This window comes from Streptomyces aurantiogriseus, assembly GCF_014649375.1.
GTDB classification, from domain to species: Bacteria; Actinomycetota; Actinomycetes; order Streptomycetales; family Streptomycetaceae; genus Streptomyces; species Streptomyces aurantiogriseus.
Window position 1 is genome coordinate 168,141 of record NZ_BMSX01000014.1, and the last position, 15,310, is coordinate 183,450.

15 protein-coding genes are annotated in these 15,310 nt (G+C 72.5%); 8 read left to right on the forward strand and 7 right to left on the reverse strand.

Going from position 1 to position 15,310, the window contains the following annotated elements; all coding sequences use genetic code 11:
• Positions 1-47: 47 nt before the first annotated feature.
• Positions 48-698, reverse strand: a complete 651-nt coding sequence (locus IE263_RS27940; RefSeq protein WP_189940579.1) for a TetR/AcrR family transcriptional regulator — start codon at positions 696-698, stop codon at positions 48-50.
• A 117-nt stretch (positions 699-815) separates the two neighbouring features.
• On the opposite strand from IE263_RS27940, the gene IE263_RS27945 reads away from it, so the two are divergent.
• A complete protein-coding gene (locus IE263_RS27945; RefSeq protein ID WP_189940580.1) occupies positions 816-1,379 on the forward strand; it encodes an NAD(P)H-dependent oxidoreductase in 564 nt (187 codons plus the stop codon).
• An 84-nt stretch (positions 1,380-1,463) separates the two neighbouring features.
• Here IE263_RS27945 and IE263_RS27950 read toward each other — a convergent pair whose 3' ends face one another.
• Positions 1,464-2,345 carry an LLM class F420-dependent oxidoreductase gene (locus IE263_RS27950; protein WP_189940581.1) on the reverse strand — a complete coding sequence of 294 codons (882 nt, stop codon included), beginning with the start codon at positions 2,343-2,345 and terminating at the stop codon, positions 1,464-1,466.
• Positions 2,346-2,523: 178 nt separating this feature from the next.
• Here IE263_RS27950 and IE263_RS27955 point away from each other — a divergent pair, with 178 nt between their 5' ends.
• The gene (locus IE263_RS27955; protein WP_189940582.1) at positions 2,524-3,471 is read left to right on the forward strand and encodes an FkbM family methyltransferase; all 948 of its coding nucleotides are present in this window, start codon (positions 2,524-2,526) and stop codon (positions 3,469-3,471) included.
• Here IE263_RS27955 and IE263_RS27960 read toward each other — a convergent pair.
• The gene (locus IE263_RS27960; RefSeq protein ID WP_189940583.1) at positions 3,461-4,432 is read right to left on the reverse strand and encodes a TerC family protein; all 972 of its coding nucleotides are present in this window, start codon (positions 4,430-4,432) and stop codon (positions 3,461-3,463) included. The genes IE263_RS27955 and IE263_RS27960 overlap by 11 nt on opposite strands.
• A 242-nt stretch (positions 4,433-4,674) precedes the next feature.
• Here IE263_RS27960 and IE263_RS27965 point away from each other — a divergent pair, with 242 nt between their 5' ends.
• From IE263_RS27965 to IE263_RS27985, 5 genes are all read left to right on the forward strand, one after another.
• Positions 4,675-5,649, forward strand: coding sequence for an alpha/beta hydrolase (locus IE263_RS27965; RefSeq protein ID WP_189940584.1), 975 nt, complete (start codon positions 4,675-4,677; stop codon positions 5,647-5,649).
• Between the two features lie 288 nt (positions 5,650-5,937).
• Complete coding sequence (locus tag IE263_RS27970) at positions 5,938-6,927, forward strand: helix-turn-helix domain-containing protein (protein ID WP_189940585.1); 990 nt, start codon at positions 5,938-5,940, stop codon at positions 6,925-6,927.
• 181 nt (positions 6,928-7,108) lie between these two features.
• Positions 7,109-8,239 (forward strand): ABC transporter substrate-binding protein, encoded by a 1,131-nt coding sequence (locus tag IE263_RS27975; RefSeq protein ID WP_189940586.1) that lies wholly within the window; start codon positions 7,109-7,111, stop codon positions 8,237-8,239.
• 89 nt (positions 8,240-8,328) lie between these two features.
• The gene (locus IE263_RS27980) at positions 8,329-9,678 is read left to right on the forward strand and encodes a sensor histidine kinase (RefSeq protein WP_189940587.1); all 1,350 of its coding nucleotides are present in this window, start codon (positions 8,329-8,331) and stop codon (positions 9,676-9,678) included.
• The gene (locus tag IE263_RS27985) at positions 9,675-10,319 is read left to right on the forward strand and encodes a response regulator transcription factor (protein ID WP_189940588.1); all 645 of its coding nucleotides are present in this window, start codon (positions 9,675-9,677) and stop codon (positions 10,317-10,319) included. The genes IE263_RS27980 and IE263_RS27985 overlap by 4 nt, the downstream gene beginning before the upstream one ends.
• Before the next feature lie 58 nt (positions 10,320-10,377).
• On the opposite strand, the gene IE263_RS27990 is transcribed toward IE263_RS27985, so the two are convergent.
• The gene (locus IE263_RS27990; protein WP_189940589.1) at positions 10,378-11,835 is read right to left on the reverse strand and encodes an MFS transporter; all 1,458 of its coding nucleotides are present in this window, start codon (positions 11,833-11,835) and stop codon (positions 10,378-10,380) included.
• Positions 11,836-11,955: 120 nt separating this feature from the next.
• Here IE263_RS27990 and IE263_RS27995 point away from each other — a divergent pair, with 120 nt between their 5' ends.
• Positions 11,956-12,411, forward strand: coding sequence for a MarR family winged helix-turn-helix transcriptional regulator (locus tag IE263_RS27995; protein WP_189940590.1), 456 nt, complete (start codon positions 11,956-11,958; stop codon positions 12,409-12,411).
• A gap of 13 nt (positions 12,412-12,424) precedes the next feature.
• On the opposite strand, the gene IE263_RS28000 is transcribed toward IE263_RS27995, so the two are convergent.
• The 3 genes from IE263_RS28000 to IE263_RS28010 all read right to left on the reverse strand — a co-directional run bounded on the left by IE263_RS28000 (position 12,425) and on the right by IE263_RS28010 (position 15,295).
• Positions 12,425-13,096, reverse strand: a complete 672-nt coding sequence (locus tag IE263_RS28000) for a formylglycine-generating enzyme family protein (protein WP_189940591.1) — start codon at positions 13,094-13,096, stop codon at positions 12,425-12,427.
• Positions 13,097-13,120: 24 nt separating this feature from the next.
• Entirely contained in the window at positions 13,121-13,945 is an 825-nt protein-coding gene (locus tag IE263_RS28005; protein ID WP_189940592.1) for an SAM-dependent methyltransferase, read from the reverse strand.
• Positions 13,946-14,104: 159 nt separating this feature from the next.
• Positions 14,105-15,295, reverse strand: coding sequence for a cytochrome P450 (locus IE263_RS28010; RefSeq protein ID WP_189940593.1), 1,191 nt, complete (start codon positions 15,293-15,295; stop codon positions 14,105-14,107).
• Positions 15,296-15,310: the final 15 nt, after the last annotated feature.

The following is a 15,310-nucleotide window of genomic DNA, read 5'->3' on the forward strand; positions in this document are numbered from 1 at the left end:
GAAGTGGCGCTCCACGGCCCCGCGTTACCGCGGAACCCCCCGTTCCGTCACCCCCGTGTCACACGGTCCACCAGGTCGTTCCAGGCGGCCTCCAGCCGCTCCAGCGACATGCCGCACTGGCGGGTCAGGTGATGTATGAGGACCGGGTTGAGGGAGCCCATCAGGGTGTGGGCGAGCAGGTCGCCGTCCGCGTCCGGTGCCGCCTGCCGCAGCAGCAGCGCGAGGTGGCCCTGGTGGAGACGGCGCACCGGCACCAGGAACCGGCGGTCCGCGCCTGGCTCGGCGGCCAGTTGCAGATCCAGTTCGCCGACCGATCGCCGCAGCACCGCGATGCCGAACGCCCGCAGCCGCTCCACGGGCGGCGCGCCGGGCCCCAGCGGCGGGGGACCGGTCAGGAAGGCCGCCTGGAACTTCCTCTCGGAGTGGTCCAGCAGGGCGTTCAGCAGGCCGGTACGGTCGCCGAAGCGACGGAAAACCGTCCCCTTGCCGACGTTCGCCGCGGCGGCCACCGCCTCCATCGTGACCGCGGTCACGCCGTGCTCGGCGATCAGACGGGCGGCGGCGTCCAGCAGCCGGGCCCGGTTGCGGGCCGCGTCGGCGCGCAGACAGGGCTCGTCCCCAGGCGGCCCGAGCTGCAGCAACTCGGGTTCACCGACGGTCTCCTCGGGCTTCGGCAGGGGTGGCAGGGCGGCGGACATGAACACAGCGTAAAGCACCGGGAATGAAACTGGACCGCGGTCCGGTTAGAGTGATACAACCTTAAACGGACCTCGGTCCGGATAGTTACGGCCATGTTTCAGCCCCTGGGAGTACCCATGTCTGTTCGCATTCTCGCGCTCGTCGGCAGCCTCCGCGCCGGTTCGACCAACCGCCAGCTCGCCGAGGCGGCCGTCAAGTTCGCTCCCGAGGGCGCCGAGGTCAACCTCTTCGAGGGCCTGGGCGACATCCCCTTCTACAACGAGGACATCGACGTCGAGGGCAGCGTCCCGGCCGCGGCCGCCAAGCTGCGCGAGGCCGCCCAGGCCGCCGACGCCTTCCTGCTCTTCTCCCCCGAGTACAACGGCACGATCCCGGCCGTCCTGAAGAACGCCATCGACTGGCTGTCCCGCCCGTACGGCGCCGGCGCCTTCGGCGGCAAGCCCGTCGCCGTGGTCGGCACCGCCTTCGGCCAGTACGGCGGCGTGTGGGCGCAGGACGAGGCCCGCAAGGCCGTGGGCATCGCCGGCGGCAAGGTCATCGAGGACCTCAAGCTCTCCATCCCCGGCTCCCTGACCCGCTTCGCCGAGACCCACCCGGCCGACGACGCCGAGGTCGCCGCGCAGCTGACCGAGGTCGTCGCGCGTCTGCACGGCCACGCGGGCGAGGTCGCGGCCGCCTGAGCGCCGTAGATACCGCGTCTGCGGCATGATCCGCCGGACAGGCCGAAGGGGCCCGGAGAAACCTCCGGGCCCCTTCGGCGTGGCTCAGTCCAGCTCCGCGAGACGCTCGACTGCGGGGGCCACGAACCGCTCGATCCACCCGGCCGTCTCCCCCAGGCGTGGCGCGAGGATCACGGTGTCGACGCCGAGTTCGGCGTAGCCGGTGATGTCACGCAGGAAGGCGTCGAGGTCCCCTTCGGTGGCCGGATCGGCGCCGTAGGTGAGCGTCTTCAGGATGGTGTCGTAGTCGCGGCCCTCGGTCTCGCAGTGGCCGCGCAGCACCTCCAGCTTGTGCCGGACCTCCTCGGGTGAGGAGGTGAACAGGTTGCAGGCGTCCCCGTAGCGCGCGACCAGCCGCAGCGTCTTGCGCTCACCCCCGCCGCCGATCAGGATCTCCGGGCGCGGGGCGCTGACCGGAGCCGGGACGCACAGGGTCTCGGCCAGCCGGTAGTGGCGGCCCTCGAAGGGGCCGTTGTCGTCCGGGTCCCACATCCGCAGACAGATCCGCAGGGTCTCCTCCAGCCGCTCGAACCGCTCGGCGACCGGCGGGAACGTCACGCCCAGCCCCGCGTGTTCACGGTCGTACCAGGCCGCCCCGATCCCCAGCCAGGCCCGCCCGCCGGACACCACGTCGAGCGTGGTGGCGATCTTGGCGAGCAGCCCGGGGTGCCGGTAGGTCACGCCCGTGACCAGCGCGCCGAGCCGGACGGTGGAGGTGTGGGCCGCGAGGTAGGCCAGGGTGGTGTACGCCTCCAGCATGGGTTGCTCGGCGCCACCGTTGAACTCCATCTGGAAGTAGTGGTCCATCACCGACAGCCGGCTCACGCCCGCCGCCTCCGCCGCCTCGCCGGCCGCGGCGAGTTCGGCGCCGATCGCGGGCGCGCCCCCGGAGTGACCGAACTGGTTGATGTGCACGCCCACACGCATGTCCGTCTCCGTTCACCGGGGTCTCGCCGATCCTCGTGACGCTAGATCTTGGAGCGCACTCGAAGTCAAGGCTCCCCGTCCCGGCCGAACCGTGTGTATGTAAGAAGCCGGTTACCGCAGTGCCGAATGTCGTTCAACCAGGCGACCGCGGCCCGCCCTGTCTGATAGGGGTGGCTGGATGCAGACCCTTTACCGACGACTCCTCCGGCTGATGCCCCGCCTCGGTGTGGAGGTGACCGACCTCGCCCCCGGCGCAGCGCTGGTCTCCCGGTCCACCGCCCGCTACTCGGTCACCGGCGCGGACAAGAGCACCTGGATCGTCCGGCGGACGAAGAACGGCGCGGCGGACGACACCGGCGGCGGCAGCGCGGTCCGGCTCGGCGAGAGCGGCGCGGTGCTCCTGATGGACGGGGCGGCCCGCGAGGACGAGCGCAGGCTGCAGTTGGCGGCCGCCGAGTACCTGTGCACCCAGCACGTGGCCGCCATGCTGGACCTGTACGGCGTGAACTGCGTCTTCGACGTCGGCGCCAACACCGGCCAGTACGCCCGGCGACTGCGCCGGCTCGGCTACCGCGGCCGGATCGTCTCCTTCGAGCCCGCCCCCGAGACGTTCGCCCGGCTGGAGCAGGCCGCCGCGAGCGACCCCGACTGGCGGGTGTACCCCTGCGCCCTGGGCCGCGAGGACACGGCCGCCGCCCTGCACACCGGCTGGAAGACGATGAACTCCCTGCTGGCCCCCAGCGACTACGGCAAGGACCGCTACGGGCGGTTCGCCACGTCCGACACCGCTCAGATCCCGGTCCGCCGACTGGACGGGATCATGGACGAGGCCCTGGAGGGGCTGGCCGGGCCGCGCCCCTTCCTGAAGATGGACACCCAGGGCTACGACCTGGAGGTGTTCGCCGGGGCCGGGGAGCGGATCGCGGAGTTCGTGGGCCTGCAGTCCGAGGTCGCCGTGTTGCGGCTGTACGAGGGCAGCCCGCCCATGGCCGAGGCGATCGCCGCGTACGAGACGGGCGGGTTCGGCATCACCGGGATGTACCCGGTGACGCGTGAGGCGACCACCGGGCGGGTGATCGAGTTCGACTGCGTGATGATGCGCGCGGACGCGGCGCCTACACCGTAGAGGTGTCCTGCGCGGCCTCCTCCTGCCGCTTCGCGGCTCGCAGGCTGGTGACGGTCGTGACGGTGAGGACGAGCACGATGAAGCCCAGCGAGAAGGGGATGCTGATCTCCGGGACGTGGACCCCGGACTCGTGCAGCGCGTGCAGCAGCAGCTTGACGCCGATGAAGCCCAGGATGATCGACAGGCCGTAGCTGAGGTGGACCAGCTTCTTCAGCAGGCCGCCGATGAGGAAGTACAGCTGCCGGAGACCCATCAGGGCGAAGGCGTTGGCCGTGAAGACGATGTACGGGTCCTCGGTCAGCCCGTAGATCGCGGGGATGGAGTCCAGGGCGAACAGGACGTCCGTGGAGCCGATCGCGAGCATCACGACCAGCATCGGGGTCATGACCCTCTTGCCGTTCTGCTCGATCCACAGCTTCGTGCCGTGGTAGCGGTCGGCCACACCGAAGCGCCGCTCCACCGCCTTGAGCAGCTTGTTCTCCTCGTACTCCTCGTCATGGCCCTGCTTACGGGCGTCCTGGATCAGCTTCCAGGCGGTCCAGATCAGGAAGGCGCCGAAGAGGTAGAACACCCAGGAGAACGCGGAGATGATCGCCGCGCCGGCCGCGATGAACACCGCGCGCAGGACCAGGGCCATCAGGACGCCCACCATGAGCACCCGCTGCTGGTACTGCGTGGGCACCGCGAACTTGCCCATGATGAGGACGAAGACGAAGAGGTTGTCGACGCTCAGTGACTTCTCGGTGATGTACCCGGCGAAGAACTCGCCGGTGGGCCTCCCCCCTTCGAAGAGGAACAGGCCGAGGCCGAACAGGCAGGCCAGGACGATCCAGACGATCGTCCAGGTCCCGGCCTCCTTGACCGACACGTCGTGGGGCTTTCTGCCGATGACGAAGTCGACGGCGACGAGCGCGCAGAGGGCTGCGACGGTGAGCAGCCAGACGGAGAGAGGGACGTTCACTGGTGGTACTCCTGGTGCCTGCGTGGGGATCGACATCGTTGTCCGCCCCGGGCCTGCCCTTCCACCTCCTCGAGGTGAACAAAAGGTCAGGTCCTGGCAAGGAACGAAGGCGGGCGCCGGGTGGCACCCGCCGGATGGCGGGCAGGTTCCGCCGGACGGCGGTCCTCCGCCGGGCTGCCCGTGCCCCGATGATGACCGCACGAGCCGCACGAGCCGTCGCGTTCCCGCGTGAGGAGAAGCCGATGACGTCCGTTCCCCCGCCTTTCGACCCCGAGCTGGCCGCCGCCCTGGAACTGATCAAGGACGTGATCTCGCCCGGCATGACCCCGCAGGACATCGACGTCGTCCGCCAGGGTCCGGGCATCGCGCTGCTGGCCGATCTGGATCTGACCCAGGCCGGGGCCTTCGAGGTCGAGGACCGGGCGGTGCCGGGCCCGCAGGGCGCCCCCGAGATCTCGCTGCTGATCTGCCGGCCCACCTCGCCGGCTCCCGACCGGCCGCGTCCCGTCGTCTACCACGTGCACGGCGGCGGCATGGTCCTCGGCAACAACCGGGTCGGCGTGGACGTGGCCCTGGACTGGGCGCGTGAGCTGGACATGATCGTGGTGTCCGTGGAGTACCGGCTGGCGCCCGAGCATCCGCATCCGGCGCCGGTCGAGGACGTGTACGCCGGTCTGCTGTGGACGGCGGAGCACGCCAAGGAGCTGGGCGGGGACCCGGACCGGATCGTGATCGCCGGGGCCAGCGCGGGCGGCGGTCTCAGCGCCGCGCTGGCGCTGCTGCTGCGCGACCGCGGCGGCCCGCGGCCGCTCGGCCAGCTGCTGATGTGCCCCATGCTGGACGACCGCAACGACACCCCCTCCTCCCACCAGATGGCGGGCCTCGGCATCTGGGACCGCACCGCCAACGAGACAGGGTGGACGGCCCTGCTCGGCGAGCGGCGCGGTGGCCCCGACGTCTCCCCCTACGCGGCACCCGCCCGCGCCGAGGACCTCTCCGGCCTGCCCCCGGCCTTCCTCGACGTCGGCTCCGCCGAGACCTTCCGGGACGAGGTCGTCGCCTACGCCTCCCGCATCTGGCAGGCCGGCGGAGTCGCCGAACTCCACGTATGGCCAGGCGGCTTCCACGGCTTCGACGGCTTCGCCCCCCAGGCCGCCCTCTCCAGGTCGGCCCGGGCGGCCCACCTGGACTGGCTGCGCAGGTTGCTGGCGGAGTAGGGCGTGACGGGGCCGGGGCGGGCCTCTCGGCCCGCTCGGGCCCCCGGCCGCCGCGTCCCGCTCCCGCTCCCGCTCCCGCTCCCGCTCCCGCTCAACGGCGTCCACCAGTCACCACGGCTACGAGGCACGGCCGGGGCGGGGCCCACCGGTTCCGGTCGGCACGCTGGGTTCCCCGCCACTGTGTCAGAGGGGTACGGATCCGACCGCCGCGGCGGTTTCCGCAGGTACTCGGTGCGGCCCGGCGGTCGGCCCCTCGTCTCCGGGGAGACCGTGGCGCATGATGGCCGTATGAAAGAGCTGGCCGGGCGCCTCACCGCGCTGGATCCGGATGCCGGTGCCGCCGTGCAGGTCATCGCCTACTTCGACCGGCTGGCCGAGGCGCGGGCCGGGGTGGAGGCGCTGGTGCGTGGGGCCGCCGTGCTCGCCGGGGTGCCCGCACGACTGGCCGACGCCGAGCGGCGGGTGCGGGTGCGGGTGGAGGCCGACGGCGTGCGCCGGGACTCCGACCTGCCGCCGGATCCCGCCTGGCCGGCGGCCGCGCTGACGCCGGGCGGGGCACCGGCGCTGTGGCTGGAACGCAGCGACGCGGCGCCGAGTGTGGTGGACGCCGTGATCCTGGAGCGGGCCGCCGGCGTGGTCCGGCGCGTCCTGGACCGGACGCGGGGCCGCGCTCCGCTCGACGACCCGGCTCTCCTGGAGACCTTGCTGGACGCCACGGCGCCCGAGTCCGCCCGGCTGCACGCCGCCCGCCGGCTCGGCCTCGACCCCGCCGCCCCGGCCCGTGCTCTGGCCACTCCCGACGGGCGGCCCCGGGTCCTGCCCGCGAGCCGGGAGCCGGAGGCGGCCACGGAGCGTACCGGTGTCGGCCCGGCCGTGACCGTGCTCGACCTGCCCCGCTCCTGGGCCGCCGCCCGCACCGCGCTGCGGTTCACCGCGGACGGCACCGCCCATGACCCCGGCCCCCGGGTCGTGTACGCCGACGAGCTCGGCGGGCTCGCCCTGCTGGCCGACCTCGTCGCGCCCGGCGCCGAACCCCCGCCCGACGTGCAGGCGCTGGAGACGGCCACCGCGGAGGCCCCGTGGCTGCTCGCCACCCTGCACGCCGTCACCGCCACGACGAGCCTGCGGGCGGCCGCCGCCGAGATCACCGTGCACCACTCCACGCTCCAGGACCGCCTTGTCCACGCGGAGCATCTGCTGGGCTGGCCGGTGCGCACCCCGCAGGGCCGGCTGCGGCTGCACCTCGCGCTCACGATGCGGCGGCTGGCACGGCCGTAGCGCCAGGGGGCGGGCCGTTCAACCGATCGGTTGAACGGGGATTCCACCGGACGCTCGTCCTGCGCACCGTCCGGACGACGCGCGCTCCCGTGCCCGGAGGGCAGGATCGACAGCGGTGACCGTGGCGCCCGGTCCCCTTTCCCCTTCTTTCCCTCTTCGGAGTCAAGAGAGGTCTTCCCCCATGCCCAGCTTCCCCAGCAGACGGCGTCTCCTCGCCACCGGCGCCGGTGCCGCCCTCGGCCTCGGCGCGCTCGGTGCCGCCTCGTCCCCGGCCGCGGCCACTCCCCGGCGCGCCGGCGGGGCCGAGGAGACCAGGTCGCTCGACGAGCTGTACCGGGCGGCGCTCGCGGAAGGAGGGAAGCTCGTCATCTACGCCGGCGGGGACACCCCGACCCAGCAGGACGGCACCAAGGCGGCCTTCCTCAGGAGCTTCCCGGACATCGACCTGACGCTGATCGTGGACTACAGCAAGTACCACGACGTCCGGGTCGACAACCAGCTCGCCACCGGCACCCTCGTCCCCGACGTCGTCCAGCTCCAAACCCTGCAGGACTTCGTCCGCTGGAAGGCACAGGGTCGCCTGCTGCCCTACAAGCCCGCCGGGTTCTCCCAGGTCCACGCCGGGTTCAAGGACCCGCAGGGCGCGTGGGTCGCGATCGCGGCGATCGCCTTCAGCTTCATGTACGGCACCGCCGCCGTCGGCGCGGACGCGCCCCGCACCCCGCTGGACCTGCTCGACCCGAAGTGGAAGGGCAAGATCGCGTCGTCCTATCCGCATGACGACGACGCCGTCCTCTACCTCTACTCCCTCTACGTGAAGGAGTACGGCTGCGACTGGGCGGCCCGGCTCGCCGCGCAGGACGTGCGGTTCGCGCGGGGCAGCCACTCGCCCGGGGACGCCGTACGCTCCGGGCAGTACGCGATCGGCGTCGGCGGCGCCGGCGCACCGCTCGCGACGGGCCCGGTGAAGTGGGTCCTCCCGGACGACGCCCCGTTCATGGCCTGGGGCCAGCGGGCGGCGATCCTCAAGGGGGCCAGGAACACCGCGGCCGCCAAGCTGTACCTGAACTGGCAGCTGTCCACGGCCACGCAGCAGGCCTCCTTCAACGGCTGGTCCGTGCGCACCGACGTCGCTCCCCGGGCCGGGCTGAAGCCGATCTGGGAGTACCCGAACGCCCATGTCGACGGCTTCCCCCGCTTCATGGCCGACCGGGCCGAGGTGGAGCGCTGGAAGCAGACGTTCGCCTTGTACTTCGGCGAGGTGACGGGCGCTCCCACGCCGGGTGTGCTCGGGCTCCACCCCGGGGTGTAGCGGCGGCTGCCGTCCTCACATCGCGCCTACAGGTCACGGATAGACTCGGGCCCCCTGCTCGAACAGTTCATCGTCCAAGGGGATCCGTCGTGTCCGATCGCGCTCCCGCCCGCATCCGTCCGACGGCCGCCCGCGGGAGCCGGTCGGCCCTGCCCCGGGTCGCCCATCTGACGTTCTTCCTCGTCCTCGGCGCCGGGACCGTCCGGCTCGTGCGGCTGCGGGATCCGCTGTGCTGGGACATCGTGGCGGTCAGCGGGCTGCTGGCGCTGGTGTACGCGGGCGGTCTCCTCCTCTGGGACCGGCTCGGCCGCGTGGGGCGAGCCGTCTGGGCCGTGGCGCTGCTCCTGCTCTGGGCCGGCCTGCTGCTGCTCATGCCCGCCCCGCTCGTCTCCGCCTACGGGTGGTGCGCGGTCCCGCTGGCCTGTGCGGCCCTGCGCGCGCTGAACAGGCGCGCGGCCGGTGCCGCCGTGGCCGCGATCACCGCCGTCCTGGCGGGTCAACTCGTCCGCAGTACCGGGCAGTTCGACCCGGAGGCCGTACTCGTCCCGGTGGCGGCCGTGTGGGGCACGGTGGCCCTCTACCGGGGCCAGCAGCGCGACGCCGCCGAACGGCAGCGGCTCGTCGAGGAGTTGAGGGGCACCCGGGACGTGCTGGCCCGGCAGCAGCGCCAGGCCGGGGTGCTGGCCGAGCGGGCCCGGATCGCCCGGGACCTGCACGACACCCTCGCCCAGGAACTCGCGGGCAGCGTGATGCTGTTGCAGGCGGCCGAGCGGGACTGGGACACGCGGCCCGACACGGCCCGCACCCGCGTACGAGCGGTAGCCGACGGGCTGCACGCCAACCTCGGCGAGACCCGCCGCATCATCCGTGACCTGACGCCGTCCGCCGTGGACGAGGCGGGTCTGGAGGGCGCGGTGCGCCTGCTGTGCGCCCGGGCCCAGGCGGAGGGGGCGGCGGCCCGTGTGCGGTTCCGCTCGGCGGGCGCACTCCGCCCGGCCCTGGACTCACAGGCGGCCGCGACGCTGTTCCGGGTGGCGCAGGGCACCCTGGCGAACGTACGCGAGCACGCCCGCGCGGTCGACGTCCTGGTCACGCTGCACCGGCACGAGGACCGGGTGGAGCTGGAAGTACGGGACGACGGGGTCGGGTTCGATCCCGGCCGTGTCGGCCGGGTGGGCGCCGGCGCCGGCCGCGCGACGGCCGACGGAGACGTTCCTGACCCGTCCCGTGCCGATGCGGGGCGCGTCAGGAACGGTCACGTCACCTCCGGGGGCGTCCGTGGTCTCGGGCTTCCCACCGCCCGGGCGCGGCTGCGGGAGTGCGGTGGCGACCTCGATGTGAGCAGCGCGCCGGGGCGTGGCACGCGGGTGCGGGCCGTGGTGCCCGCGTTGCCCGAGTCCCGGCCGGCCGGATCGGCGAGTGCGGTGGCCGCGCGGTGAGCGGCACGCCGTTGCGGTTGTTGATCGCGGACGACCATGCCGTCGTACGGGCCGGGTTGTGCGCGTTGCTGGAGGGTGAGCCGGATCTCGAGGTGGGCGCCGAGGCGGGCAGCGGTGAGGAGGCCGTGCGCCTCGCCGTCCGGCTGGTGCCGGACGTGGTGTTGATGGACCTGCGGTTCGGGGAGGGGGGCGGCATCGACGGGGTGGAGGCGGTGCGCCGGATGGCGGTCGAGGCTCCGGGGGTGCCCGTGGTGATGCTGACGAGCTACTCGGGCCGGGCGGACGTCGTGCGGGCGCTGGAGGCGGGGGCTCGCGGGTACGTGCTGAAGGCGGGGCCGCCGGAGGAGCTGTTCCGTGCGGTGCGCGGTGCGGCCGCCGGTGCGCTCGGCCTCGCGCCCGAGGTGGTGGGCGGGCTGGTCGGCCAGGACGGCGGCGGAGAGCGGGAGTTGAGCGGGCGGGAGGTCGAGGTGGTGCGGTTGCTGGCCGAGGGGCTCGGCAACCGGGCCATCGCCGAGGCTCTGTTCCTGAGCGAGGCGACCGTCAAGACGCATCTGGTGCGGATCTACCGCAAACTCGGTGCGGAGAACCGGGCGGCCGCGGTGTCGGAGGCGGTGCGCAGGGGGCTGCTGGACCTCGCGTGAGGCGGGCGGTGCCGTAGGGGCACCCGGCCGGCGGGTGCCCGTACGCGTCCCCGAGGGGTCAGACCTTGGCCTGGGCGGGCTCGGGAGCCGGGTCGGTGTCCTCCGTGCCGGACTCCGTGGTGCGGGCGGCGGGGATGACGGCGGCGATGGCCGCGGAGACCAGGGCGAGGCCGCCGCCGACCAGCAGCGCGGTGCGGAAGCCGTCCTCGGAGGCGAAGGTGTGGCCGCCCACGGTCGTGGTCATCTGGGCCAGGATCACGCCGATGACGGCAGCGCCGACGGAGGTGCCGAGCGAGCGCATGAGGGTGTTGAAGGCGTTGGCCGCGGCGGTCTCCGTCAGCGGCACCGAGCTCATGATCAGGGCGGGCATGGAGCCGTAGGCGAGGCCCACGCCGCTGCTGGTGATGATCGTGACCAGCATGACGCCCCAGGCGGAACCGAGCAGGGCCAGGGCGGCGAAGTAGCCGACGGCCAGCACCAGGGCGCCGCAGATCAGCGTGAACTTCGGACCGCGGGCGTTGGTGAGCTTTCCGCCGAGCGGGGAGACCAGCATCATCATCAGGCCGCCGGGCGCCATCCACAGACCGGCCGCGAGCATCGACTGGCCGAGGCCGTAGCCGGTGGCCTCCGGGAACTGCAGCAGCTGCGGCATCACCAGCATGCTCGCGTACATGCCGAAGCCGACGAAGACCGAGGCGACGTTGGTGAGGAGCACCCGGGGGCGGGCCGTGGTGCGCAGGTCGATCAGCGGGTCGGTGGTGCGCACCTCCCACACGCCCCAGCCGGCCAGCGCCACGACGGCGGCGGCGAACAGACCGAGCGTGGTGGCCGAGCCCCACCCCCAGTCGGCGCCCTTGGAGACCGCGAGCAGCAGGCAGACGAGGCCGGCGCCGAGGCCGATCGCGCCGGGCAGGTCGAAGCGCTGGCCCTTGGCGCCGGCGGGGACGTCCGGAACGAGCGTGAAGATCAGGACGGCGACGACGGCGGCCAGGGCGGCGGACCCCCAGAACAGCACGCGCCAGTTCGCGTACTGGGCGACCGCGGCGGCCAGCGGCAGGCCGATGGCGCCACCGATGCCCATGGAGGCGCTGACCAGTGCGATGGAACCGCTGAGCTTCTCGACCGGTACGACGTCCCGCAGCAGCGCGATACCGAGGGGCACCATGCCCATGCCCATGCCCTGCAGACCGCGCCCCACGATCATGGTCACGACGTCGGAGGCGAACGCGCACACCACCGAGCCCACGACCAGCGGCACGGAGCAGGCGAGCAGCATCCGGCGTTTGCCCACCAGGTCGCCGAGACGGCCCACGACCGGCACGCACACGGCCGCCACCAGCAGGGTGACCGTGATCACCCAGGCCGCGTTCGAGGACGAGGTGTCCAGGATCTGCGGCAGCTCGGCGATGAGGGGCGTGACCAGCGTTTGCATGACCGCCGCGGTGGTGCCGGCGAAGGCCAGTGTGGCGATCACCGGACCCGGACGGGCCGTGAGCTGGGGAGCGGGGGCGCCCATGGGGGACTCCTCGAGGAATGTGTGCAGAAGAGATGCGTACAGGAAGGATGTGCATCGTACATGTCGTGTGTATCAAGCACATGACGTGGCCCATACACACCCATATGCCAGGATGGACTCATGGAGACGCCCACCCATGAGGTCGAGTACGAGCAGATGCTGCTCAGCCGCCACACGTTCCTGAACCAGCGGGGCGGCCGCCGCAAGAACAGCCTCCTGGAGCGCAGCGCCTACATCCTGCTGAGCCGGATCGAGGTCCAGGGGCCCATGTCGATCGGCGAGCTCAGCGAGGCCTTCGGCCTGGACGCCTCCACCCTGAACCGGCAGACCGCGGCGGCGATGCGGGCGGGCCTCATCGAGCGCATCCCCGATCCCGAGGGCGGGATGGCCCGCAAGTTCCGTCTCACCGACGAAGGCACGCGGCTGCTGGCCGCCGAGCGCGAGGGGATCGTCGAGATCCTCGACCGGGTGATGGACGACTGGTCGGACGACGACATCGCCGCCTTCGCGGGCTACCTGCGGCGCTTCAACAACGGGATCGAGGCCATCGGCGGCCGCCCCTGGCCGCGCCCGTAGCGGTGTACGCCGGTCAGTTCACCGTGCGCGCGAGGCGGAATCCGACGTCGTCCACCCGGAAGGTGGGGTGACTGCGCCGCCGTACGGAGGCCCGGCAGCTCCAGTGCTCGTCGAACCAGCCGCCGCCGCGCAGGACCCGGTAGCTGCCGTAGACCTCGGGGTCGTACAGGTCCCAGCACCACTCCCACACGTTGCCGAGCATGTCGTGCAGGCCCCACCCGTTGGGCTGCTTGCCACCGACCTCGTGGATCCGTTCGTCCGAGTTGCCGCGGTACCAGGCGACGGCGTCGAGGGCGCCGTAGCGCGGTCCGGTCGTGCCGGCCCGGCAGGCGTGTTCCCACTCGGCCTCCGTCGGCAGGCGGTAGCCGTCGGCCGCCTGATCCCAGGCGACGGTCTCGCCGTCGGACCGGATGTCGTAGGCGGGGGTGAGGCCCTCGTGCAGGGACAGAGCGTTGCAGAAGCGGACCGCGTCCCACCAGGAGACGCCCTCGGCCGGCAGCCGCTCCCCGCCCTCAGCGTACGGCTGCCGGCCGGTGATCCGCGCGTACAGCTCCCGGGTGACCGGATGGACGCCGAGCCGGTAGGGCGCCGACTCCACCGTCCAGGTCCGCCGCGTCCGCCGGTCGGACAGCGTGACCTGCCCCGCCCCGACGCCGGTCATCCGATACTCCACCCCCGTGTCCATGGGCGGATGATCTCACCCCGAGGGCTACGGCTTGCGCCCCACCCCGCCGTAGGCGTCGACGGTGACGACGGGACCGGCCGGATCACCGAGCTCCGGACGCCACTCGGTCACCGGGACGATGCCGGGGTCGACCAGCTCCAGCCCGTCGAAGAACCCGGCGATCTCCTCGACACCGCGCACGTAGTACGGCACCGCGCCACTCGCGTTGTACGCCTCCGACGCGGCGATCATGCCCTCGCTGGTGGCGGTGCTGTCGCTGATCACCAGATGGCTTCCCGAGGGAAGGCCCGCCATGAGCCGGCGCACCAGGTCGCGGGCCAGCTCGTAGTCGGCGACATGGCCCAGCGTGTTGAGGATCATGAGGGCGACCGGCCGGGAGAGGTCCAGTGTGCCCGCGGCCGCTTCCAGGACGGCCTCCGGGTCGTACAGGTCCGCGTCCAGATAGGCGGTCCTGCCTTCGGGCGCGCTGGTGAGCAGGGCGTTCGCGTGGGCCAGCACGATGGGGTCGTTGTCGACGTACACGATCCGCGAGTCCGGGGCGACGCGCTGGGCCACTTCGTGGGTGTTGTCGGCGGTCGGCAGGCCGGTGCCGACGTCCAGGAACTGCCGGATGCCCTGGGGGCCGGCCAGATGGCGGACGGCGCGCCCCAGGAAGTGCCGGCTGGTGACCGCCACGTCGACGAGGCCGGGGAAGATCTCCTTGATCTGGTCCCCGATCTCCCGGTCGACCTCGTAGTTGTCCTTGCCGCCGACGAAGTAGTTCCAGAAGCGGGCCGAATGCGGCTTGGACGTGTCGATCCGGCCGGGTAACGCCCCGCTGTCGGTGGTCTGGGGGGTGGAGTCCGACACAGCAAAGCCTCCTGCGCGCATGAACGTTGATGATCAGAAACCAACTTAAACGAACTTGCCGCTGCACCACGGCGGTTGACTGCTTGCGGCATCGATCACCGTGGTGTTTCGGCCACTCCCGTCACAGCGGAGGTCTGTGACGGGAGGGGGCCGGATCCCTCACCAGGCCACGGGCAGCTCCCGCACGCCGTGCACGGCGCGGCCCTCGAACGCCAGGTCCTCCGCGGCGGGGCCGGTCAGGCGCAGCCGCGGAAATCTGTGGAACAGGGCAGGGAGCGCGATCTGGAGTTCGGCGCGGGCGAGGGACTGGCCGAGGCAGTGGTGGAGGCCGTGACCGAAGGCGAGGTGCCGGCCGGCGTCCCGGGTGAGGTCCAGCTCGTCCGGGTGGCCGAAGACCTCCGGGTCGCGGTTGGCGGCCTGCAGGGCGATCACCACGCCCTCTCCGGCCCGGATGGTGACGCCGCCGACCTCGACGTCCTCGGTGGCGATACGGCGCAGTCCGATGTGGACGACGCTCAGGTGGCGCAGGAGTTCCTCGACGGCGGCCGGCACCAGGGCGTCGTCCGCGCGCAGGGCGGCCAGCTGGTCCGGGTGCCGCAGCAGGGCGACGGCACCGAGGGACAGCATGCTCGCGGTCGTCTCGTGGCCGGCGATCAGCAGTTGCACGAGCACTCCGGCCGCCTCCGCCGGGTCGGCCTCCCCGGTGGCGACCCGGTCGGTCGCGAGCTTGCTCATCAGGTCGTCGCCGGGCCGGCGCGCCTTGGCGTCGAGCAGTTCCCGCAGATAGCCGAAGAGCGCCGCCCAGCCGGCCCGCATCGCCTCGGGCCCCTTGGAGACGGTGGCGAAGGCGGCGGCCTGCTCGTGGATGAACTCCCGGTCCCTGGAGGGAACTCCGAGCAGTTCGCAGATGACCAGCAGGGGCAGCGGCAGGGTGAAGTGCTCGACCAGGTCGGCCGGTTGTGGCTGCACGGCGAGGCCGTCGAGCAGTTCGTCGGTGAGCTTGCGGATGGCGGGCCGCAGCTGCTCGACCCGGCGGAAGCTGAACTCCGGGATGAGCATGCGGCGCAGCCGGGTGTGGTCGGGCGGGTCGATGGCGAACAGCTGGCCGGGGGTGCGCGGCGGGGTCGTCGGCTGCAGTCCGGGGAAGCCGGGCCGGAAGTTCTCCGAGCTGAAGCGGGGGTCGCCGAGGACGAGGCGGGCGTCCTCGTGCCGGGTGACGAGCCAGGGCTGGTTGTCGCCCCACAGCGTGATCCGGGCCAGCGGCCGTTCCTCGCGCCAACGCGCGTACTCCGGGGGCGGGTTGAGCAGATCGGGGCGCTGCTGCGGCAGGGGTGGCGGGGTGGTGTGCATCGTCCGGGCTCCGGT